This is a genomic window from Marinobacterium maritimum (assembly GCF_039523155.1).
GTDB classification, from domain to species: Bacteria; Pseudomonadota; Gammaproteobacteria; order Pseudomonadales; family Balneatricaceae; genus Marinobacterium; species Marinobacterium maritimum.
The window spans coordinates 192,867-215,891 of the sequence record NZ_BAAAET010000002.1 but is presented as its reverse complement, the minus strand read 5'-3'; the positions used below and the strand labels follow the sequence as shown (position 1 = coordinate 215,891).

Sequence of the window (23,025 nt, the reverse complement as noted above, 5' to 3'; positions counted from 1 at the left end):
TCCATGAAGTGTCCATATAAATCTGGGCCGGACAAAAACAAGGAGGTACCATGCGACTCGATCCCGATGAACGCATCATCCCTGAACCTGTCACCTTCAGGTCTCCCCCTCCGGCTACCTCTGACGTTCCCTTGTGGGCACAAGTCGCCCTTGGTATTGTGTTAGGCGGCATCGTTTTGTTCCTCTGCTGGTTCGGCTATCAGAAGTACCAGGAATATCGTCTCGCCAAAGCCATTGAAGCGGCTGCTCAGGGATTTCAGCAGAGCATGCAGCGTATCAGCGAACAGTCTCGCCAAGCCTCCATAGAAGCCCGTCAGCGCCTTGAAGCCGAGAACCGCGCCCGTCAGCAACGTTTGGAAGAAAGACGCCTCAGATTGGAAGAGGAGCGCATTGCAAGGGAAGCACAACTTGAGGCTGGTCGAGATCGTGCCGAGTACATGAAAAAGCTTTCCGACCCTAAGTGCCAATTCTGGATGGATAACTTACGCTCAACTGGCAGTGACAAAGCAAAAGTCATGGTTGAGTATTACTGCCCCGATTAACTACTCAAGGAATTTAAATATCTAGTTCAGATAAATTTCCTCATGTTGAAAAAACAGCTTTTAATTGTCCTCACTGCGAAGCCTTTTCTACTCAACATTGGTATACCTCCTATGGCCGGATAATGTAGGGCCGTACAAGAACCCCAATATTAATAGATGATTTTTCTCTTAATAGAATTTTAATGGACGGATCAAGTAAAAACCCTGAAAATGAAAAAATCAGCCAAAATAGGGAAAAATAGATTCCAAAATGCCATTTGTTTTCAGTGAAACTGATGGCATTACTACAAGATCAAGATTTGATAACATTCACTTCTCTGTATGCCAAAACTGTGAAAACATAGCAATTTGGATTCATGACAAGATCATATATCCAGATTCCGAAATCGTCATAACTAGAAACCCTGATATGCCTCCACATATAATGAAGATTTATGACGAGGCTTTATCGATAGTTTCAAAATCTCCAAAGGGATCAGCAGCTTTGCTAAGACTTTTCATACAACATTTATGCAAGGAGCTTGGTGAACCTGGGAAAGACATCAATAGCGATATTGCTTCCCTTGTTAAAAAATGACTTAATCCTATGGTCCAAAAACCCCTTGATATAGTTCGAGTTATAGGTAATGACTCAGTTCATCCTGGGAAAATTTATTTAGATGATAATAAAGAGGCAGCTTTAAGCTTATTCACGCTAGTTAATCTAATTTGCGAGCAAATGATTACACTTCCAAAACATATTGATGATCTCTATAGCAGCTTACCCGCAGGTAAGCTTGAAGGTATAGAAAAACGTGACAAAAACCAGGAATAGCCTATTAAAGGATTCTTTTTTAAACCTCGTCTAGGTGTTCTGGTTCCAAATGTGCATACCGCATCGCCATCTGAATGGATGCGTGCCCCAGCACCTTTTGAAGCGTCAGCAAGTTCCCGCCATTCATCATGAAGTGACTGGCGAATGTATGCCGGAGGACGTGGGTTCTCTGCCCCTTCGGCAACTCTATACCCGACTCCTCCAGGGCGTTGGTAAATGACTGGTAACAGTCACCAAACAGCCGCCCTTTCTCTTTCGTTTTGATCTCTTGGCAAAGTCACTCTGCGATCGGGACGCTTCGACTCTTCCCGCTTTTGGTATGGTGGTACGTGATCTGATTATTTCGGACCTGAGAAGCGGTCGAACTTTCTGCCTCTGACCATCGTGCTCCAGTCGCCAGGCAGACCTTTGCCACCTTGATGGTGTCGGGGTTTCGTCTCGCAGCCAAATGATCCAGCAGCGATTGAATCCTCCCCTCCTGATACACACTTTTTTGACCTCCCTGCACGGCCCTGGCTGTACAAGAATCAACCAGCCATTTTTTTACCAAAACACCTCAAAAAGCCCTGTTTTCAGAACACCCGTTTTAGCCTAAAAGGCTTGAGTGTATCCATAAACATACACACATTAAAAGAATGGTTTTTTATGATGTCACGCTATTGTCATCAATGTTCGGATGGTCTAAAACCGTAACCGAACTGCATTATTTACGTGCTTGAATATGCATCCATTCCTACCCTCGTCCGTGGGCCTGAGCTGTCCGGACTAACTGAACAGGGAAGACGCATGAAGATTGGGACAATCGGTTTCCCGGAAGATCAGCTGAAGAAGCTGGAAAAGATTCTGACCCTATCCAAGAGCAAGACGCTGTCGCTGACCGCCTTTGATGCCGATAACCTGGCAGATCTGGTACTGGTGTTTGGTGACGCACTGTCTGACCATGCTGAACTGGCCGAATTGCCCGAGTCCTACCGGGAAGAACGACTGGTCCTGGTCAACAAGAAAAAGCCTGAAAGCGATCAGCAGGCCCATATCAAGCTGCCGTTTATTTCCTCGCGCGTACTGCGCACGCTGGAAGCCTTTGAACCACTGCCGCAGGCCGAAACCGTCGTGGTTGAAAAGGCAGTCGTGACAGAGGTCGTCGAAACGGCTGAAACAATTGTCGAGCCGGTTGCGGTATGTGAAGAAGACGTCAGCGCGGCCGTAGCCCAGGCCGCTGCTCCTGTCGCCGAAGCCCCGACCGTGACAGTGGTCGAAGCGGAGCCGGAACAGCTGCTGGAAGCCGTAACCACTGAAGCGGAAGCCGAGAAGGACAACCCGTTCAGCAAATACGACGCCCAGATCGAAGCAGTGCGCCGTCAGCAAGCCGAGCTGGCCGAGCAGCACAGCGACGACAGCTATTCCGTGCTGGTCGTTGATGACAGCCATCCGATGCAGCAGATGCTGGCAAAGGAGCTGCAGCACATGGATCAGCCGGTGGAGATCGACTTCGCCGACGACGGTGAAACCGCGCTGGAAAAAGCCGGCAAGCACCATTACGACTTCATCTTCCTCGACATCATGATGCCGGGTATCGACGGATTTGAGACCTGCACCCGCCTGCGCCAGATGCCGGGTTGGAAAAAAACGCCGATTATCATGCTTTCGTCGAAAACCTCTCCTCTGGACGAAGTGAAGGGGATAATGGCAGGATCATCCACTTACCTGACCAAGCCGATCGATCACGTGGAGTTCCAAAAGGTCATCAAGCGTGTTTCCCGCTGGGTCAGCGAGTTCAAGAAATAAAGACTGGATCAATTAGAGCGAATACTGGAAATACACACATGGCAGTCAACAAGATTCTGATCGTAGAGGATGATCCGGTACAGCAGCAGCGACTGCGTGAGATCCTTCAGTCGACCGGTGCGGAGATCATCGTCGGCGCAAATGGCCAGCAAGGGATCAACCTGGCCGAACAGGAAAAACCCGACCTGATTTTCATGGATATCGTGATGCCGGAGGTAGACGGTTTCTCTGCCTGCCGTCAGATTACCAGCGGCGCCGATACCAAAGGCATTCCGGTGGTGATCGTATCCAGCAAGCACGAGGATGCGGACCGCGTATGGGCCCAGCTGCAGGGCGCAAGCGCCATCGTGGGCAAGCCGTATACGGACCAGGAGATCCTGGACCAGGTCAAGGCCTTCAGTTGAGGAGAGCAGTGCTTTGATGGATGACCTTATCCAGCCCGACAGCTCTGACCTTCCCCTCCCCGCCAATCAGGAAGACGCCCCCAGCTTTGATGAGATCCGGCACGGGTTCGAGCTCGATGGTCAGCATTTTTTGCTGACCGCCGGCACCTTCTCCGAACTGGCATCCAGAAGCGCGATCTGTCCCTTGCCGGACAGTCCGCCCTGGTTTGCCGGTTTCATCAACCATCGAGGGCACACGGTACCGGTCTACGACCTGCCCTACATGGCGCAGCAAGAGCGTACCGATTTGCGGGAGCCCTACTGGATTCTGTTGCTGGATCAGCAACCTCATACGGCCGGCTTCCTGCTGAACCGGATCCCCACGGTTGTCACCGACCCGGAGCGGATCGGTGAGCATGACGTGGCGGAGCCTTCAGCCCCCAAGCCGCTTCAGCCTTTCCTGAGTCAGCAGTATCACGCCCAGGAAACGACCTGGTACGAGCTTGATCACCAGGCGCTGCTGCAGAAACTGAAGAAAACCTTCTATCAACCGGCCGCGATGTTCGAATAACACCCTTGGTCGTCCATTTTGCTGAAAGGAACTACACATGCCTCTTTTCTGGGAACTGCAGAACATACGGATGGGGATCAAGTTCGCCATTTCCGGTGTACTTCTGATCGCAGGCATCATCGCCATCGCTGTCGCCTACTATCAGACCATCGTCATCGATGAACAGTCGCAGTCGGTGAGCCGACAGACCCGCCAGCTGGCTGAAGACACTTCACGTCTCGACTTTCTGCTGGTGGATGTGCAGCAGGCCCTGACAGAAGCCCGCCTGTCACCCAATGACAAGAACCTGACCGAGTTCGCAGTTGCCGCCGAGAACTTCAACAACGGCCTGAAGTCGCTGATGCAGCGTCTGCGCAGCGATGAGGATCGCCACAACATCCAGCAACGTCTGGAAGCGCTGGGTCTGGCGGACAAGATGGCCCGACTGAGCGAGATTCGTGCGCAGGGCTCCGCGCCCACGCTGCAGGCCGCGCTGATGCAGCAGACCTTCAGCACGCTGCTTGCAGATCTGCGTGAGGTCAACGCCAGCCTGCAGCTGCTGATCAATGTCTATGCCGACTATGACAGTAAGGCCCGTTCCGAGGCGATGGCCCAGATGATCAAGCTGTTCTTCGCCTCTCTGGTGGTCCTTGGCCTTGCCCTGGCCATCGCCCTGGCGATCACCAAATACGGCGTACTTGACCCGGTTCAGCGCATTCAGAACACCGTGGATGCGGTGCGTGCCGGTGACACCGAAGCCCGTACCCGCCTGGAGACCAAGGATGAGCTGGGGCAGATGGCAACGGTACTGGATACCCTGCTGGACGAAAAAGAGGAAGCCCTGGCCAAACAGGCTGCGGAGAACAAGAAGCTCAACGCCTCGATCATCGAACTGATCCAGAGCGTCTTCAAGATCAGTCAGCGAGACCTGACCGTACGCGTACCGGTGGCGGAAGATATCACCGGTGCGGTAGCCGACTCCATCAACCAGCTGACCAACTCGATCGAGAACGTACTGCGTGAAGTCAGCACGGTCACCAGCGAGGTCAACACGACCTCCGTACAGGTTAAGACCCAGTCTGAAGCGGTACTGCTGCAGGCGACCAAGGAGCAGGAAGAGATTAACGAGACCCTGGAAGGTCTGGACTCCGCAATCCAGGCGATGCAGCTGATCGCCAAGCTTGCCGCTGTGACCAACAGTGCGTCCCAGAAAGCGATCAGCACCTCCGAAAACGCCAAGGAATCGGTATCCGCCACCATCGACAGCATCAACAAGATCCGTCAGACGATCCACGAGGCGGAAAAACGTATCAAACGTCTGGGTGAACGTTCCCAGGAGATCGGCGGTATCATCAACCTGATCAACAACATTTCTGAGCGTACCCACATTCTGTCACTCAACGCCAGTATGCACGCGGCATCCGCCGGTGAAGCCGGTCGTGGCTTGATGGTGGTAGTAGACGAGGTACAGCGTCTGGCGGAAAACTCCCGTGAGGCGACCTCCGAGATCGAAAGCCTGGTTAACAACATCCAGCTGGAAACCGCTGATACCGTTCACGTTATCAACACCGTAATCGAAGACGTGGTTGCCGGTACCCGCCTGGCGGAACAGGCCGGTGAACGTATGGAAGAGACCCGAGTGACTACCCAGTCTCTGGTTGAGTCCGTCGTCCGTATCGCCCAGAACGCCACCGGACAGGCCAAGCTGGCCCAGAACCTGCGCCAGCGCGCCGGCAGTATCAATGAGTTCACCCAGGCCACCAACGCCGAGATGCTGCAGCAGAAGCAGCTGTCTGAACGCCTGGTAGGCGCCGCCGATGAGCTCCAGCGCTCCATCAGTGTATTCAAACTGCAGCATTCGGAGTAAAGCGTGACGACCGACATGGCGCAATGGTCAGCGGCGGGTCCCCAGCTTTCCGCTATCGAGGTGCTGCTGGGGAATAGCACCGGGGTGCAACCGGCACAGCTGACGGAGCAGCTGCCACCGCTGGCAGACGCCTGTTTCGAGGCGGGCTGGTCAGGCAGTGCCGACCTTCTGGCCCTGCTGACCGAACTGCTTGAAGCCGAAGAACCCGAAGCCGCACTGACACCGGAACAGCAACAGCAACTGCTGGCGCTCTTCTCGCTGATGCCTTCAGTCGCACAGGCGCAGCCCTCTGACGAACAGCTGTCATCAGCGCTGTCGATGCTGAGCGGTGATGACTGGCAGAATCCGCTCGACCCGGATGACCTGGAAGCGCTGCCGGAGCTGTTGCAGGAAGACTGGCAGCAGCGCCAGCAACCAGACAGTGTTGAAACGGCCCCAGAGAACACAGCCGATACCCCGGATACAGCAGTCGCTTCCGCTGACGAAGACTTCCTGTTCAGCCTGGACGACCTGATCATCGACGACCCGGAAACAGAACCCTCTGCAGTCGAGTCCACGGTTACCATCGACTCTCCGCAGGCTCTGGCCGAGCAATTGCAGACACAGGCGACTTGCCTGGCCGAACTGGATAACCCGCTGCCGGCGGACCTGGTCGCCCTGGCGACCGAACTGATCGACAGCTGCGACGACGCACAGCTGCCCATTATTGTCCGCGCAAGAACCCTTCTGCTGGCCCTCATCGAACAGCCAAACCGTGCCAACGCAGCAGCCGTTATAGAGCTACTGGGCGCGGAAGACTGGCCCGAACCCCTGGATGCCGACGATATCGAAGGCCAACGCGAACTGCTGGATGAGGTCTTTGGTGAAGCCGAAGCCGAAGCCGAAGCCGAAGCCGAAGCCGAAGCCGAAGCCGAGCAGGATCTGACTGCCGATATTGCCGATCAAGGCCTGCAAGCGGAACTCGAATTTGACTCAGCACAAAACGACAACGACTCATCAATGAGTGCCGAGGGTACAGCCGACGATGACTCGCAGGAAGCGACCGCAAGTGTCGACTCGCCCGAAGACCTGGCCGAACAGCTGGCTGAGCTGGCCGAACCCCTGGCCGAAGCCGACAATCTGCTGCCCGCCGACCTGGTCGCTCTGGCCACCGAGTTGATCGGCAGCTGTGAATCCCTGAACCTGCCGATCATCGCTCAGGCCAAGCCACTGATTCTGGCCCTGATCGAACGTCCAGAGCGCGCGACGGTCGAGGCCGTCATCGACCTGCTGGGGTCCGAGGACTGGCCCGAACCACTGGACGCCGAGGATATTGCCGACCAGCGAGCTCTGCTCGACGAAGTCTATGCCGAACCCGAAGAGGAGCAAGCGGACTCGGTACAGGCAGAGATAGCGCCTGAGCCAGAGCAGGAACAGGTATCGGCGCCACTCGACTGTGACGATGGCGAGACAATCAGCTCGCCACTGGACAGCGCCGATTCGCCGGACGCACTGGTAGACCTGCTGACCGAGTTGAGCGAGCCACTGGCCGAGGCCGATAACCCCCTGCTGGCCGACTTGATTGCCCTGGCCACGGAACTGATCGGCAGCTGCGAAACCCTGGACTTGCCGGTCATCGACCAGGCCAAGCCCTTGCTGTTGGCCCTGATCGACAACCCGGAACGCAGCCATGCCGAAGCGATCGTCGACCTGCTGGGTGCCGAGGGCTGGCCCGAACCGCTGGAGGCCGAGGATATCGACGACCAGCGCGCCCTGCTCGATGAGTACTATGCAGCCAACGCAGACCTGTCCGAAGCGGCCGAAGCCGCACCAGTCGCTGAGCCTGAAGCACTGGCCGTTGAATCGACTCCGGATGCGAGCGGCACCGCCTCCATCCTGGATACGGCCGACTCGCCGGACGCACTGGCAGAGCTGCTCGGTGATCTGAGCGAGCCGCTGGCAGAAACGGACACCCCGCTGTTGGCCGACCTGGTCGCTCTGGGTGTCGAACTGATCAGCAACTGCGACAACCTGGATCATCCGCTGATCAAGGCGATCAAGCCGGTGCTGCACGACCTGATCGAGACCCGATCCCGCACCAGTGCCGAGGCAACCCTCGACCTGCTGGCCGCCCCGGACTGGCCGGAACCGCTGGAGGCCGAGGATATCGATGCCCAGCGCGAACTGCTGGCCGAGTTCCTTGCCGCTGAAGCCGACACGGATCAGGAGACCTTCCTGATTGACGAGCCCGCAGACGCCACGACAGAAGACGCAACCGAAGCACTGCCGCCATTCTGTGACATCGACATGGCACTGCTGGAGCAGCCCGGCCCGTCGGTCGACCCCGGTATTCTGACCATGCTGGTCGGCTCGCTGCAGGCACTGCAGGAGCAGTGGAATAACGTTGATGTCAGCCTTGCGGATCACCTGCTGGAAGCCAGCCAGGATGCTCTGATGCCCTTGGCTCGTGCCTGCACCACCGTACATATGCACGGCCTGAACCTGCTGTTGACCGGCCTTGAGCGCAACCTGGCCTGGTTCCGCAAGCACCCGGAGCAGTTCCAGGCTGCCCAGTGCACACACTTTGCAGCCTGTCTGCAGGCAGTACACCAGCACCTGGAAGCGCTGGCCGAAAAGAGTATCCGCGAAGACCTGATAGACCTGATCAGTGATGACCTGCTGCCGATCCACGCCGATCCGCAGCAGGGTGCGGTCATCTCGGCGCTGTTGGCCTTGGCCAGCATCCAGTCACCGGACGAGATCGAGTGTGAAACCGCCACGCCGGAAGATGTCATCCTGGCGATCGGCGACGATATCGATCCCCAGTTGATGGAGATGCTCTACGACGAGCTGCCAGTGCTGGTGGAGGAATTTCAGACCCACCTGCAGGCGGTACTGGTCGACCACGAGGCCGATTCTCTGCTCAGCGCTCAGCGCGCCGCCCATACCATCAAGGGCCTGGCCAACATGGCCGGTATCAAGGGCCTGGCCAATCTGACCCATCACCTTGAAGATATTCTCGAGGTGCTGACCGATGCCAAGACTTTCCCCGGCAGCAAGCTGACCCACGACCTGACCGAAGCATCGGACTGCCTGGCACAAATGTGCGAAAGCATCACCGAGAGCACCGATGCACCGGATAATGCTCAACAGCAGCTGCAGCAGATGATGACCTGGTTCTACCGTCTGCAGACCGAGGGCGTAGACTGTGCGGCCGAAGCCCTGACTGAAGCCGACCGGGCAGCGCACGCAGCCCAGCCGGCACCCACGGCACCCAAGCCGGCGGCCAAGCCCGCATCAGCGGCAGGTCATGAGGGGGAGAAGGAGCACGCCCACCTGCGCGTACCGGTGAGCATCCTCGATAACCTGTTCCGTATCGCCGGTGAATCCAGCACCCTGAATGCCCAGCTTGACGACTCCCTGACCCAGCTGCGCCGCCTCAGTCGTTCCAACCGTGAACGTCAGCGTGCGCTGCAGAAGGTACTGTTCGACCTGGAGCAGCAGCTGCAGGACCACTTCACGCTCAACAATCATCTGCATGAAGGCGACAGCAACTTCGACCCGCTGGAGATGGACCGTTACAACACCATGCACACCACCCTGTCGCAGCTGCAGGAAGCAGTTGCCGACGTACGTGAGGTAGACCTGGAAGCGGACCATCAGCTACGCCAGCTGGCCGAGCTGCATGTCCGCCAGAGCAACCTGCAGAAAGAGTCCCTCGATAACGTTCTGCATACCCGATTGGTGGCGGTGAAAACGATCAGCTCGCGCATGCAGCGCATCATGCGTCAGGCCTGCAGCGCCGCCGGCAAGGAAGCGCGTCTGCTGATCGAAGGCGAAGACGTGATGATGGACAGCCAGATCCTCAACCAGCTGGCCGACCCGCTGATGCACATCATCCGCAACGCCGTCGACCATGGTCTGGAAACACCGCACCTGCGCTTTGAAGCCGGCAAGGATGAAACCGGCACCCTGACCATCCGCTTCAACCAGCGCAACGGCAAGGTCCATGTCAGCTGTGAAGATGACGGTGCCGGCATCAATCTGCAGCGGGTACGTGACATCGCCGTGCGCAAGGAGTTGATCAGCCCCGATGCCGAGCTGAGCGATCGTGACATCCAGCGTCTGATTCTGGTTCCCGGGTTTTCCACCCGTGACGAGATCAGCCAGCTTTCCGGTCGCGGCATCGGCATGGATGTGGTCTACCAGCAGGTGACCCGCATGCAGGGGTCATTGAACATCGACTCGACCCAGGGTCAGGGCAGCTGCTTCGAACTGTCCATGCCGGCGTCTTCACTGCTGGTTCATACGCTGCTGGTGCGCTCCGACAGCCGCCGCGTCTTCGCCCTGTCCAGCCATACGGTTGAACAGAGCATGCTGTCACTGGATGGTGAGCTGAAGCAGACCGACAACGGCCTGACCTTCACCACCGAGGAAGGCGAGTATCCGGCCTACACGCTGGAAAGCCTGATCGGCGAACCTTCCAAGGATTACCACAACACTCGGATCCACCCGGTGCTGATGGTCAACCTGGACCATGGCCGCAAGGCGGCGGTACTGGTGCGTGAAGTACTGGCGCACCGGGAACTGGTATTCAAGTCGCTGGGCGAGCACCTGCCCGATATTGCCGGGGTTCCCGGTGTCACCATCCTCGCCAACGGCGAAGTGGCGCCGATCATCGACCTCCAGGCTCGCATTCTCGACCGTGACTCCATCCTGGGGCCGGCTCACGACACGTCGGAAGCAGCTTTTGAACTGCGCCTGCCGCACGTGCTGGTGGTGGATGACTCGCTCAGTGCGCGCAAGACCCTGGCAACCCTGCTCAGTGACAGTGGCTATCAGGTGTCCACTGCCATTGACGGCCTGGACGCCCTCGACAAGGTCCGTTCGGACCCACCCGAGCTGATCCTGACCGACCTGGAGATGCCGCGCATGACCGGCATGGAGCTGGCGGCGATCGTCCGTAACAGTGACAAGTACAACCGGATTCCGGTAGTCATGATCACCTCGCGATCAACGCACAAGCACCGCGGTGAAGCCGAGGCTGCCGGTGTGTCCGCCTATCTGACCAAACCCTGGACCGAAGCCACGGTGCTGGATACCGTCCAGAAACTGCTGTTCTGATCCCTCCTGCCCCCAGACCTCCGTGCCCACCTTACCCGGCACGGAGGTCGCATCCTGACCGACTTGTCAACGGTAGACGCCCGCAGTGCCAAACGGTATAAAAGGGCAATCCCTTGAGATAATATTAATAGAATCTAATACATGTTTATCGAGACTGACCGGAGCCCGACACGCTGATGAGCTTATTCTGGATCCCGCTATTGCCATTGATCGGCACCCTGGTTCCCCTGCTCAGTGAGCGTTTCGGACGCAGCGCCTGTGCCCTGTTCACCGGGATACTGCCCGCGCTCGCACTGGCCATGGCACTCAGCCTGTCGCCGCAGATCCTGCAGGGAGAGACCCTGCAGCAGAGCTTCAGCTGGATACCCGCGATGGGACTGGACCTGTCCTTCCGTCTGGATGGTCTGGCGCTGCTGTTCTGTATGCTGATTCTCGGCATCGGCCTGCTGGTCATTCTCTATGCCCGCTACTATCTGTCCGAACAGGACTCCATGTCACGGTTCTATGCCTACCTGATCCTGTTCATGACGGCGATGGTCGGCATCGTCACCGCCAACAACCTGATCCAGCTATGGCTGTTCTGGGAGCTGACCAGTATCAGCTCCTTCCTGCTGATCAGCTTCTGGAATCACAAGAGCGAGGCCCGCAAGGGCGCCCGCATGGCCCTGACCGTTACCGGGGCCGGCGGTCTGGCGCTGCTGGCTGGCCTGCTGTTGATCGCCCATATTGTCGGCAGTTACGACCTCAGCGTGGTGCTGGCCAGCGGCGATACCCTGCGTGAGCATGCGGCCTACCCGATCGCGCTGGTGCTGGTGCTGCTCGGCGCTTTCACCAAGTCGGCGCAGTTCCCGTTCCATTTCTGGCTGCCCCACGCCATGGCCGCCCCGACGCCGGTCAGTGCCTACCTGCACTCGGCCACCATGGTCAAGGCCGGAATCTTCCTGTTGGCCCGCTTCTACCCGGTACTGTCCGGCACCGAACTCTGGTTCCTGATCGTCAGCCTGACCGGCCTGGCCACGCTGCTGCTGGGGGCTTATATCGCCCTGTTCAAGCATGACCTCAAGGGGTTGCTGGCCTATTCCACCGTCAGTCACCTGGGCCTGATCACCCTGCTGCTGGGCATGGATACCCAGTTGGCCGCGGTGGCGGCGATCTTCCATATTATCAACCACGCCACCTTCAAGGCCTCGCTGTTCATGGCCGCCGGCATCATCGACCATGAATCCGGCTCCCGCGACATGCGCAAGCTGAACGGCCTGTGGAAATACATGCCCTATACGGCCACGCTGGCGATGGTCGCCGCGGCCTCCATGGCGGGCGTGCCCTTGCTCAACGGCTTCCTGTCCAAGGAGATGTTTTTCGCCGAGACGCTGCACCAGGTCGCCCTGGGTTCGCTGTCCTGGATGATCCCGGTACTGGCGACGCTGGGCGGCGTCTTCTCGGTAGCCTACTCGACCCGTTTCATCCACGACGTCTTCTTCAACGGCGAACCGATCGACCTGCCGAAGACCCCGCATGAGCCGCCCCGCTACATGCGCATCCCGGTGGAAATTCTGGTCGCGCTCTGCCTGCTGGTCGGGGTGTTCCCGGGCTACATCGTCGGCGACCTGCTGTCGTCAGCCTCCTCGGCGGTCCTGGCCGGCAACCTGCCGGAGTACAGTCTGTCGATCTGGCACGGCTTCAACCTGCCGCTGGTGATGAGCATCATCGCCATGCTCGGTGGCCTGGTGATCTACTACAACCGCCGCCACCTGTACCAGTTCCAGGCTCAGTTCCCGGAGCACGATGCCAAGCTGGCGTTTGAGCGCATGATTCAGTCGCTGGTGGCCGGTGCTACGCGTATCCATGCCTTCTTCGAGAATGGTTCCCTGCAGCGCTATATGCTGCTGTTGCTGCTGTTTGCACTGGTGCTGACCGCCGGGCCGCTGATGGACCTGGATACCACCGCCGGTCTGCGCCCGCATCTGCCGATCGATACGGTCGAGATTACCGCCGCGGTACTGCTTTGCCTCAGCGCACTGGCCACAATGATCTGGCATCGCAAGCGCATGATCGCCCTGCTGACACTGTCGGTGGTCGGCCTGATCGTGTCCATCGCCTTCGCCCGCTTCTCCGCCCCGGATCTGGCGCTGACCCAGCTGTCGGTTGAAGTGGTCACCGTGATTCTGCTGATGCTGGCGCTGTTCTTCCTGCCGCAGAAAACGCCGAAGGAATCCTCCCCTCGCCGTGTAGTCCGCGACTTGGGCATTGCCGCGCTCCTCGGCGGCATCATCGGCACCATCAACTACGCGATGATGACCCGACCACTGACCAGCATCTCTGACTTCTTCCTCGCCAACAGCAAGACCGGTGGCGGCGGCACCAACGTGGTCAACGTGATCCTGGTGGATTTCCGCGGCTTCGATACGCTGGGTGAGATCACCGTACTCGGCATCGCCGCACTGGGGATCTTCAAGCTGATCGCCCGCATGCGCCTGTTCATGCCGGCCGGTGACGAAAACGGCCGTCCCTGGACCCGTGACCGTCACCCGGTGATGCTGGCCGTGATCTCGCAGAGCCTGCTGCCGCTGGCCCTGCTGGTATCCGTCTATATCTTCCTGCGCGGCCATAACCTGCCTGGCGGCGGTTTCATCGCCGGCCTGGTCACCTCGGTCGCTCTGGTCCAGCAGTATGTCGCCCATGGTGTCGACTGGATCAAGGCACGCCTGAAGCTCGACTACCAGTGGCTGATCGCCAGCGGTGTGCTGATCGCCGCCCTGACCGGCCTGGGCAGCTGGCTGTTCGACCGTCCGTTCCTGACCTCCTGGTTCGACCACTTCCACCTGCCGTGGATTGGCGAATTCGAGCTCGCCAGCGCCATGCTGTTCGACCTGGGGGTTTACCTGACAGTGGTCGGCGCCACCCTGCTGATTCTTGCCAACCTGGGCAAGCTGACCACCAGCCATCGTCCTACTCAGCCGGAGTCTGAATAATGGAAGCTGTTTACGCCGCCTGTGTTGGCCTGCTCACGTTCTCGGGCGTGTTCCTCTGTCTGCGGGGACGCACCTTCCCGGTGGTTATGGGACTGACCCTGCTCTCCTATGCCGTTAACCTGTTCCTGTTTTCCAGCGGCCGCCTGAAACTGGAAGGTGCCGCCATTCTGGGCACCTCGTTCAGCTATACCGATCCGCTGCCGCAGGCACTGGTGCTGACCGCCATCGTGATCGGCTTCGCCATGACCGCCTTCATCGTCATTCTGGCCATGCGTGCCCGTGCCGACCTGGGCAACGACCATGTCGATGGTCGCCTGCCGCCGCAGCCTGAAATGAAGCCGCGCCGCAAGAAGGAGCACGCATGAGCGAACACCTCACCATCCTGCCGATTCTGCTCCCGCTGATCGGCGGCCTGCTGCTGCTGTTGCCACCGCTGGCCACTACCCTGGAACGGCAACGCTACGGAGCCCTGCTGGTGGCCGTGCTGACCCTGATCAGCGCCGGTCTGCTGTTGCAGCAGAGCCAGACCGAAGGCATCCAGCTCTACGTCCTCGGTGACTGGCAGCCACCCTATGGTATCGTGCTGGTCGCCGATCGCCTGTCGACGCTGCTGGTGATGCTGACGTCGCTGCTGGGTCTGGCGTCACTGCTGTATGCCTGCGCCGGTGACGACCGCACCGGGGCCTATTTCTATCCGCTGGTCCTGTTGCAGGTGATGGGTATCAACGGTGCCTTCCTGACCGGCGACATCTTCAACCTGTTTGTATTCTTCGAAGTGCTGCTGATCGCGTCCTATGCCCTGTTGATTCATGGCGGCGGCAAGCAGAAGACCCAGGCCGGTTTCCACTATGTGGCACTGAACCTGGTCGGCTCCAGCCTGTTCCTGTTCGCACTGGGCATTCTCTACGGCACTTTGGGCACGCTCAACATCGCCGACATGTCCACCAAGGTGGCAGCCCTGTCCGATGGCGAGCAGGCCCTGGCCAAGGCCGGCGGCCTGCTGCTGCTGGTAGTATTCGGTCTCAAGGCCGCGATGCTGCCGCTGCACTTCTGGCTCACCCGCACCTACGCCTCCGCCAGTGCCCCGGTGGCCGCCCTGTTCGCGATCATGACCAAGGTCGGCATCTACAGTATCTATCGCGTCCATACGGTGATTTTCGGCGCCAATGCCGGTGATCTGGCCTTCATGGCTCAACCCTGGATCTGGCCGCTGGCACTGCTGACCCTGCTGGCCGGCAGTATCGGCGCCCTGGCCAGCCCCAACCTGCGCGAGCTGACGGCCAACCTGGTGATCGTTTCTGTCGGCACCCTGCTGGTATCGGTCGCACTGATGAACCAGGCCGCGACCTCTGCCGGACTCTACTATCTGGTCCACAGCACCCTGGTCTGCGCCGCCCTGTTCATGATCGCCGACCTGATCAGCCACCAGCGCGGCAAGGCCGGCGACCGCTTCGTCATGTCGCGCAAGGTACGCCAGCCGGTGCTGTTGGGAGGAATGTTCTTCATCGCCGCCATGGCGGTTGCCGGCATCCCGCCGTTTTCAGGCTTCGTCGGCAAGGTGCTACTGCTGCAGGCAGCCCAGACAGGTACCGAGATGTTCTGGGCCTGGCCGGGCATATTGCTCAGCAGCCTGATCACCATCATCGCCCTGTCCCGCGGTGGGACCACCCTGTTCTGGCGCCGCAGCAGTGACAAGTCACAGGCCGAGCCCGCTTCCCGCTGGCATCTGGCCGCCGTGACCCTGCTGCTGCTGGGCGCACCGCTGATGGTGGTGCTGGGCGGCCCGATCACCGAGTATACGGCCGCAGCTGCGGAACAGCTGCACCAGGTACCCGAGTCACTGCATTTACTGCTGCCGGGAGGTGAGTCATGAAACGTTTTCGCTGGCTGCCGATGCCGGTCCACAGCGTGCTGCTGTTTGTGGTCTGGCTACTGCTGAACAACACGGTTGCCCCCGGCCACCTGGTGCTCGGCGCCTTCCTGGCGCTGACCATCCCGCTGCTCTGCGCGCCGCTGCAAACACCCCAGCCAATCGTGCACCGCCCCTTGTTGGCATTGCGCTACATGCTGCTTGTGCTCTGGGATATCGTAATCGCCAATATCGAAGTCGCCATTCTGGTGCTGGGCCCCATGCGCAAACTGCAGCCGGCCTTCGTGGCAGTACCGCTGGATATCAAGTCCGACCTGCCCCAGACGGTACTGGCCAGCACCGTTTCGCTGACGCCGGGTACCGTCAGTGCAGAGCTGTCCGAGGACGGCCTTTGGCTCTATGTGCATGCCCTTCACCTGACCGACGAGCAGGCCCTGATCGAGACCATCAAGTCCCGCTATGAGGCCCCGCTGAAGGAGATCTTCGCATGCTGAACACCGCCATTCTGATCGTCAGCGGCATGCTGTGTGTAGCGCTGATTCTCAACCTCTGGCGCCTGCTGCGTGGACCGGACCTGTCCGACCGTATCCTGGCGCTGGATACCATGTACATCAACAGCATCGCCCTGATTCTGCTCTACGGCATGCATATGGGGACCAATCTCTATTTCGAGTCGGCCCTGCTGATCGCGATGCTCGGCTTCGTCAGCACCGTAGCCCTGTGCAAATACCTGCTGCGCGGCGACATCATTGAATAGGAACTGAGATGAACTTCTGGGTTGAATTGCTGATAACCATTCTGCTGCTGATCGGCGGCGTTTTCGTGCTGGTCGGTTCCATCGGCCTGAGCCGCCTGCCCGATTTCTACACGCGCCTGCATGCACCCACCAAGGCGACTACTGTCGGCATGGGTGGCATCCTGATCGCCTCCATGGTGATGATGTCGGTCAACCAGGGCCACCTGAGCCTGCATGAACTGCTGATCACCCTGTTCCTGCTGATCACGGCACCGATCACAGCGCACATGCTGGCCAAAACCGCCCTGCACCATGAGAACCGGGCGCTGCGGCGTACCCGTTCGCAGCACCTGATGAGCAGTGCCCGCGAACAACAGCCACCCGTGCCTGCCGACCATGACTGAGCGCCTTGCCACGGCTCGCCTGCAGTGGCAGGAGTCGATCCCGGAATCAGAACAGTTCGGTGATATCTACTTCAACCGGGCCGGCGGCGTAGCGGAAACCGAGCATGTCTTTATCCAGGCCAACAACCTGGTTGAGCGCTTCGCGGCCCACCAGCAGGGCAGCTTCGTCATCGCAGAGACCGGTTTCGGTACCGGGCTCAACTTCCTCTGTGCCCGAGAGCTCTGGCTGCAGCAGGCGTCCGAACAGGGCCAGCTGCACTTCATATCCTGTGAAAAGTACCCGCTGACCCGCGACGACCTGGCCCGCGCCCTGTCGGCCTTCCCAGAATTTGCCGACGGTGCCGCCCAGCTGATTGACAGCTACCCCGAGCCGGTGCCCGGATTTTTCACGCTCAGACTCGATCAGGGCCGGGTGTTGCTGACCCTGTTGCTGGGTGATGCGCTGGATACCCTGCCGCAGCTGGATGCTCGCGTGGATGCCTGGTTTCTGGACGGCTTTGCCCCCGCCAAGAACCCCGAACTGTGGAATGACCGGCTCTTTGCCCAGATCGCGCGCCTCAGTGGTCCCGGCACCAGTTGCGCCACCTTTACCGCCGCCGGCATTGTTCGCCGCGGCCTGCAGGCGGTCGGCTTCGACATCCGCAAGGTGCCGGGTTTCGGTCGCAAGCGTGAGATGATCAGCGGCAGCTTCCAGGGTGAACCGGTACGCCCCGCTGGCCAGCCGATCTGGTTCCAGCGCCCCGAGCACGGTACCATTGATCAGCCGGTGATCGTGATTGGTGCCGGGCTGGCCGGTGCCAGCACCGCCCGTGCGCTGGCGGATCAGGGCATCCCGGTGCGAGTACTCGAACGCCACGCGGAACCGGCCTGCGAAGGATCCGGCAACCCCCAGGGCGCACTCTATGCCAAGCTGCCGGCCAAACCTACGCCACACAGCCGCTTCCACCTGGCGGGCCTGAGCTATACCGCGGGCCTGATCCGCCCATTGCAGCATGAGCAACCCGAAATCGGTCAGCTGTGCGGTGTACTCCAGCTGGCCACCACGGCCAAGGAGCAGACACGCCAGCAGCAACTGGTCGATACCGGTGCCTACCCCGAGTCACTGGTGCGTGCTGTCTCGGCCTCAGCAGCCTCTGAATTGGCCGGACAGGACTGCGCCCACCCGGCGCTGTTCTTCCCCGATGCCGGCTGGGTATCGCCTCCCGCTTTCTGCCGTCTGCTGCTGGACCACCCACTGATCCAGTGCCACTACAACACTCCCGTGGCCGCCCTGCACCAGACCGACTCTGGCTGGCAGCTGATCGGGACAGCATTCACCGCGAACCAGGTGGTGGTGTGCTGTGCCAATGAGGCGCTGAGATTCGAGCAGCTGGCACAACTGCCGCTCAAGCCGATCCGCGGCCAGACCTCTCAGGTCGACCAGCCTCCCGGCAGGCCCCTGAACACGGTGGTCTGTGGTGAGGGCTATATCTCGCCGCCACTGAATGGGCGCTACTGCTTCGGTGCCTCGTTCAAGCTCAGGGACACCGAGCTCGACGTGCGCGACGAAGAGCACCAGCACAACCAGGATATTCTGCAGCGCGCGCTGCCGACACTGGCCGAGTCGCTGGCCGGGCAGCCCCGACAGGGGCGTGTCGCCCTGCGCTGCAGCAGTGCCGATTACCTGCCGCTGGTCGGCCCCGTGCCGAATCTGCCGGCCTTCATCGAGACCTATGCCAAACTGCGCGACGATGCCCGCTGGCCGTTCGACGCTCTTCCCCCCCTGCTGCCCGGCCTGTTCGTCAATACCGGTCATGGATCTAAAGGCCTGATCAGCTGTCCAATCAGTGCCCAGTTGACAGCCGCGCTGATCAGCGGCGCCCCTCTGCCCCTGGAAGCCGAGCTGGTACAGATCCTGCACCCGGCGCGATTCACTATCAAGAATCTGATTCGTCAGACGCTATAATCAGAAGGTACCGGCTGTATCCGGTGCAATAGCGGAGGTAGCAGGTTATGGCGCTTGTGGTATATGACCAGGGGTATCGAATCCAGACGCCGGTGGATTCCCTGTTCCGTCAACGAGGCGTCGAAGCACTCACTGCCAGCCAGGCCAATGCGGCCATACCCGGCAGTGAGGATCCTGTGCGCAAGCAACAGGACCTGGAAAAACGGATTGAACTGTCTCGCGAGCGCTTCCAGCCCCCTCCCCAGAGCAGCACTGACTACAAGACCTATCAGAAAAGCGGGGCCACCCCGAGCAGCTCTCCGCAACGCCCGATGCTCAAGGCGGCCCAGATCATGTCCAGCCCGGTGCTGACCATCCCGCTGGAAACCAGTTTTCGCCAGGCCTGGGAGTTGATGCAGACACATGAAGTTTCTCACCTGGTGGTGGTCGATGCCGAGCAGCGAGCACTGGGTCTGCTATCACGGGAAGATGTGATTCGCCGCGGCACCGATTCGCCGGTCAGTGTCAGCCAGGCCTATCACAAACAGATGGTTGTGGCCTCCCCCGATACCGCTGTCACCAGCCTGGCGGCCAGCTTCGTGCGCTATGCCATCACCGCGGTGCCGGTGATCAGCAGCGATGACAAACTGGAAGGAATTGTCTGCCGCACAGACCTGATCCGCATGCTGATCAATGAAGAGGGGTTGGACAGCTGGGCATGAGCCTCTGAGAGGCCGGGGACCGGAGAGCGTCAGACAGGCGTGTCACTGCGGCGGCAGTTTGCGTCCTGAAGCCCGTGTCGCCGTATCCGTCAATGGATCGTTATCAGCCCCCGAGCGCCCGCGGAAGAAACGGGCCACCGCCGCGAACACCTTCTTGATCGCCCGCCAGAGCCTGGGCAACAGCCAGATCAGTAGCAGAATGAACAGGATCAGGCCGCCCAGGAACCAGAGTGGATGGTTCAGCGCCGTCCAGAGACCACCGACTACCAGCAGGTCCTCGCTGAACGAGGCGGTCCAGTTGGTCACCGGTTCCGGTGAGGTATTGATCAGCACCCGGGCGCCGGACTTGAGCGCATGACTGCCCGCCGCCAGCGAGGCACCGGTCAGTGCCGCCGCCAGCCCCACCGCCGGACTCATATCCCCGACAGCACCAGCCGCCAGTGCGGCACCGGCCGGTATACGGATGAAGGTGTGCAGCGCATCCCAGCCGGTATCAACCCCCGGTGTCTTGTCGGCAAAGAACTCGACACAGTACATGAAGCCCGCTGCAATCAGCACCAGAGGGTCGGCAACAATCTCCAGTCCCGGCGGCAGTGTCAGATGCCCCATATTGGACAGCACCCCCAACATCAGTACCGTGGCATAAAGATTGATGCCACTGGCCCACGCCACGCCCATGGAGAGCGCGATCATCGACGTGATCTGATCCAGTTGTTCCATGGGGCCTACCTCACTACTCCCAATCGCGCACCTGATCGGCCGGTACGATATTGCACTGGCCACTGCATTCGCTGAAGATCAATACCGCTTCACCACGGGCCAGTGCGGCCCGCACCTGCGCCACTTTCTGCGCTTGGCTGAACTCCTGTTCACCATAGTCGGTGCCGTCACGACTGACAAACTCGCCAATCAGGTTGTCCAGCGTCTCGGCTTCCAGCTCCTGCCAGGGAATGATCATGCCGACTCCAGTTCGGCCAGACGCACCAGAAACGCCGCTTCATCCAGGACCGGTACGCCGAGCTGCTCGGCCTTGGCCAGCTTGGAACCGGCTCCGGGGCCCGCGACGACGGTATGGGTTTTGCTCGACACACTGCCACTAACCTTGGCGCCCAGCGCCAGCAAACGTTCCTTGGCCTGATCACGAGTCATCTGCTCCAGCGTACCGGTCAGCACCCAGGTTTGCCCCTGCAACGGCTGCTGGGAAGCCGCAGCCGGCGCCTCAGGTTCACAGCTCCAGTGCAGGCCAAACGCCAGCAGCTGCGCCTCAAGCGCACGCGCTGTCGCCACCCATTCGGGCTGCCGCAAGCAGCTCATGACGCCGTCACGGGCCTTCTTGCTCAACTTGGGCACCTCAACCAGCACCGATTCATCCGCTGCCAGCAGCGGTTCCAGCGTGCTGAAGTATTTCGCCAGCGCCTGAGCACCGGTTTTGGCGACACCCGGGATATCCAGACGCTGGATCAGCATGTCGAGACTGATGCTGCCCTGCAACTCAGGGGCGATATCCGCTTCGCCCTTGAACTCGATGCCCTGTGCCAACAGATCGTCAATAACCTGACGGTTATGTTCATCCTGCATGAAATTGTGAATCTCATGCGCCACTTCAAGACCGATATCCGGCAGCCAGGTCAACAGCAGCGGTTGGGCCTCACGCAGGCGCTGCAGACTGCCGAGCTTGGCCGCCAGCGAGCGCGCCGTACCATCGCCCACTTCGGGAATACCGAGGGCATAGATGAAGCGGGCCAGCTCCACCTGACGGCTGGCCGCGATGGCGTTATACAGGTTTTCCGACGACAGCTGGGCAAATCCCTCCAGGGTCAGAAAATCGGTGACCTGCAGGCGGTAGAGGTCAGCCGGAGACTTGACCAGCTCACGCTCGACCAGCAGCTCAATGCTCTTTTCGCCCAGGCCATCGATATCCATCGCCTTGCGCGACACGAAGTGAATCAACGCCTGGGTCAACTGCGCGCGGCAGAACAGGCGTCCTACACAGCGGTAGATGGCGCCCTCACTGACCTGCTCGCGCCCCTTGCCGCGCTTGACCAGCCTCGTCCGCTCCACATCGGAACCACAGACCGGGCAGTGCTCGGGAATCTGCACCTCGGTTTCGTCTCCGCTGCGCCGGTCCTCAATCACCTGTACGATCTGCGGAATCACGTCTCCGGCGCGACGCACGATGACATGGTCACCGGCCTTGACACCCAGGCGGGCAATTTCGTCCATATTGTGCAAGGTCGCATTGCTGACGGTGACGCCGCCGACAAACACCGGCTCCAGTCGAGCCACCGGGGTAATGGCACCGGTACGGCCCACCTGAAACTCCACCGCCTTGAGCTGCGTGATCTCCTCCTGGGCCGGAAACTTGTGGGCAATTGCCCAGCGCGGTGCACGGGATACATAGCCCAGCCGCTCCTGCAGATCGAGCCGGTCCACCTTGAATACGATGCCATCAATGTCATAGGCCAGCTGATCACGCTTCTGTCCCAGGGCATTGAAGTACTCGCGACAGCCCTCAAGTCCTTGTACCACGCGCATTTCGGCGTTGATTTTCAGCCCCCAGGCATTCAACTGCTGCAGGCGCGCCGCATGTGTCTGCGGCAGTTCGCCCCCTTCGACCACGCCGGTGCTGTAACAGCAGAACTCCAGCGGGCGCTTGGCCGTGATACCCGGATCCAGCTGACGCAGGCTGCCGGCGGCCGCGTTACGCGGATTGACGAAGGTTTTTTCATCAGCCGCCCGGGCCTGCTCGTTGAGCCGTTCGAAACCGGCACGGGGCATGTAGATCTCGCCGCGTACTTCCAGCCGTTCAGGCCAGCCCTCCCCCATCAGCCGCAGCGGCACCGATTTCAGGGTGCGTACGTTAAGGGTGATATCCTCGCCGGTATAGCCGTCTCCGCGAGTTGCGGCTCGCACCAGACGCCCCTGCTCGTACATCAGGCTGACTGCCAGGCCATCCAGCTTCGGCTCACAGGCAAAGTCCAGCACCTCGCCAGTCGCCAGCCCAAGGCGCTCCTGCACACGGCGAACAAAGGCCGCCATATCCTCTTCCCCGAAGGCGTTGTCCAACGACAGCATTGGCTGTTCATGGGTCACCTCGGCAAAACCGGTATCCGGCTTCTTGCCCACCCTTTGGGTCGGTGACTCGGCACTGACCAGCTCGGGATACTCGGTTTCCAGTTGCTGCAGCTCTTGAAACAGGCGATCGTATTCGCTGTCCGGCACACTGGGCTGGTCAAGCACGTAGTAGCGGTAATTGTGCTGTTCGATTTCGGTGCGCAGCTGTTCGGCACGAGAGGATACGGATTCAGGCAGACTCATTGGGTTCGGGCTTGGTCGGGTTGAAACAGGGATAG

Annotated in this window: 20 protein-coding genes; 16 read left to right on the top strand and 4 right to left on the bottom strand. The window is 59.9% G+C overall.

Annotation, left to right across the window (positions count from 1 at the left end; genetic code table 11):
- Window positions 1-50 precede the first annotated feature (50 nt).
- The 3 genes from ABD013_RS07365 (at window position 51) to ABD013_RS07355 (ending at window position 1,356) form a co-directional block, all read left to right on the top strand.
- Complete coding sequence (locus ABD013_RS07365; RefSeq protein ID WP_343804433.1) at window positions 51-542, top strand: tetratricopeptide repeat protein; 492 nt, start codon at window positions 51-53, stop codon at window positions 540-542.
- Between the two features lie 250 nt (window positions 543-792).
- Complete coding sequence (locus ABD013_RS07360) at window positions 793-1,119, top strand: DUF4145 domain-containing protein (protein ID WP_343804431.1); 327 nt, start codon at window positions 793-795, stop codon at window positions 1,117-1,119.
- Window positions 1,120-1,128: 9 nt separating this feature from the next.
- Window positions 1,129-1,356 carry a hypothetical protein gene (locus tag ABD013_RS07355; protein ID WP_343804429.1) on the top strand — a complete coding sequence of 76 codons (228 nt, stop codon included), beginning with the start codon at window positions 1,129-1,131 and terminating at the stop codon, window positions 1,354-1,356.
- A 19-nt stretch (window positions 1,357-1,375) separates the two neighbouring features.
- Here the strand turns inward: ABD013_RS07355 and ABD013_RS18490 are convergent, their stop codons facing one another.
- Window positions 1,376-1,597, bottom strand: coding sequence for a tyrosine-type recombinase/integrase (locus tag ABD013_RS18490; RefSeq protein WP_425543404.1), 222 nt, complete (start codon window positions 1,595-1,597; stop codon window positions 1,376-1,378).
- A gap of 545 nt (window positions 1,598-2,142) precedes the next feature.
- Here ABD013_RS18490 and ABD013_RS07350 point away from each other — a divergent pair.
- The 13 genes from ABD013_RS07350 to ABD013_RS07290 all read left to right on the top strand — a co-directional run bounded on the left by ABD013_RS07350 (window position 2,143) and on the right by ABD013_RS07290 (window position 19,672).
- Window positions 2,143-3,141 (top strand): response regulator, encoded by a 999-nt coding sequence (locus ABD013_RS07350; protein WP_343804427.1) that lies wholly within the window; start codon window positions 2,143-2,145, stop codon window positions 3,139-3,141.
- Between the two features lie 38 nt (window positions 3,142-3,179).
- A complete protein-coding gene (locus ABD013_RS07345; protein ID WP_343804425.1) occupies window positions 3,180-3,545 on the top strand; it encodes a response regulator in 366 nt (121 codons plus the stop codon).
- Window positions 3,546-3,561: 16 nt separating this feature from the next.
- Entirely contained in the window at window positions 3,562-4,095 is a 534-nt protein-coding gene (locus ABD013_RS07340; RefSeq protein ID WP_343804423.1) for a chemotaxis protein CheW, read from the top strand.
- Window positions 4,096-4,132: 37 nt separating this feature from the next.
- Window positions 4,133-5,941, top strand: a complete 1,809-nt coding sequence (locus ABD013_RS07335) for a methyl-accepting chemotaxis protein (protein WP_343804421.1) — start codon at window positions 4,133-4,135, stop codon at window positions 5,939-5,941.
- Window positions 5,942-5,944: 3 nt separating this feature from the next.
- Entirely contained in the window at window positions 5,945-11,044 is a 5,100-nt protein-coding gene (locus ABD013_RS07330) for a hybrid sensor histidine kinase/response regulator (protein WP_343804419.1), read from the top strand.
- A gap of 176 nt (window positions 11,045-11,220) precedes the next feature.
- A complete protein-coding gene (locus ABD013_RS07325; RefSeq protein ID WP_343804417.1) occupies window positions 11,221-14,016 on the top strand; it encodes a monovalent cation/H+ antiporter subunit A in 2,796 nt (931 codons plus the stop codon).
- A complete protein-coding gene (locus ABD013_RS07320) occupies window positions 14,016-14,381 on the top strand; it encodes a Na+/H+ antiporter subunit C (protein ID WP_343804415.1) in 366 nt (121 codons plus the stop codon). Before ABD013_RS07325 ends, ABD013_RS07320 begins: the two co-directional genes overlap by 1 nt.
- Window positions 14,378-15,889, top strand: a complete 1,512-nt coding sequence (locus tag ABD013_RS07315) for a monovalent cation/H+ antiporter subunit D (protein ID WP_343804413.1) — start codon at window positions 14,378-14,380, stop codon at window positions 15,887-15,889. Before ABD013_RS07320 ends, ABD013_RS07315 begins: the two co-directional genes overlap by 4 nt.
- Entirely contained in the window at window positions 15,886-16,380 is a 495-nt protein-coding gene (locus ABD013_RS07310) for a Na+/H+ antiporter subunit E (protein ID WP_343804411.1), read from the top strand. The genes ABD013_RS07315 and ABD013_RS07310 overlap by 4 nt, the downstream gene beginning before the upstream one ends.
- Window positions 16,374-16,643: a K+/H+ antiporter subunit F gene (locus ABD013_RS07305; RefSeq protein ID WP_343804409.1), complete on the top strand. Its 270-nt coding sequence runs from the start codon at window positions 16,374-16,376 to the stop codon at window positions 16,641-16,643. The genes ABD013_RS07310 and ABD013_RS07305 overlap by 7 nt, the downstream gene beginning before the upstream one ends.
- Window positions 16,644-16,651: 8 nt before the next feature.
- Window positions 16,652-17,026 carry a Na+/H+ antiporter subunit G gene (locus ABD013_RS07300; protein WP_343804407.1) on the top strand — a complete coding sequence of 125 codons (375 nt, stop codon included), beginning with the start codon at window positions 16,652-16,654 and terminating at the stop codon, window positions 17,024-17,026.
- Window positions 17,019-18,971 carry a bifunctional tRNA (5-methylaminomethyl-2-thiouridine)(34)-methyltransferase MnmC2/FAD-dependent 5-carboxymethylaminomethyl-2-thiouridine(34) oxidoreductase MnmC1 gene (gene mnmC, locus ABD013_RS07295; RefSeq protein WP_343804405.1) on the top strand — a complete coding sequence of 651 codons (1,953 nt, stop codon included), beginning with the start codon at window positions 17,019-17,021 and terminating at the stop codon, window positions 18,969-18,971. The genes ABD013_RS07300 and mnmC overlap by 8 nt, the downstream gene beginning before the upstream one ends.
- Before the next feature lie 47 nt (window positions 18,972-19,018).
- Complete coding sequence (locus ABD013_RS07290; RefSeq protein ID WP_343804404.1) at window positions 19,019-19,672, top strand: CBS domain-containing protein; 654 nt, start codon at window positions 19,019-19,021, stop codon at window positions 19,670-19,672.
- 42 nt (window positions 19,673-19,714) lie between these two features.
- Here ABD013_RS07290 and ABD013_RS07285 read toward each other — a convergent pair whose 3' ends face one another.
- Genes ABD013_RS07285 through ligA form a run of 3 tightly spaced genes read right to left on the bottom strand, consistent with a single transcriptional unit; the run spans window position 19,715 to window position 22,990 of the window.
- A complete protein-coding gene (locus tag ABD013_RS07285; protein ID WP_343804402.1) occupies window positions 19,715-20,392 on the bottom strand; it encodes a DUF4126 domain-containing protein in 678 nt (225 codons plus the stop codon).
- 13 nt (window positions 20,393-20,405) lie between these two features.
- Window positions 20,406-20,630, bottom strand: a complete 225-nt coding sequence (locus ABD013_RS07280; protein ID WP_343804400.1) for a YheU family protein — start codon at window positions 20,628-20,630, stop codon at window positions 20,406-20,408.
- The gene (gene ligA, locus ABD013_RS07275; RefSeq protein WP_343804398.1) at window positions 20,627-22,990 is read right to left on the bottom strand and encodes an NAD-dependent DNA ligase LigA; all 2,364 of its coding nucleotides are present in this window, start codon (window positions 22,988-22,990) and stop codon (window positions 20,627-20,629) included. The genes ABD013_RS07280 and ligA overlap by 4 nt, the downstream gene beginning before the upstream one ends.
- Between the last annotated feature and the right edge of the window lie 35 nt (window positions 22,991-23,025).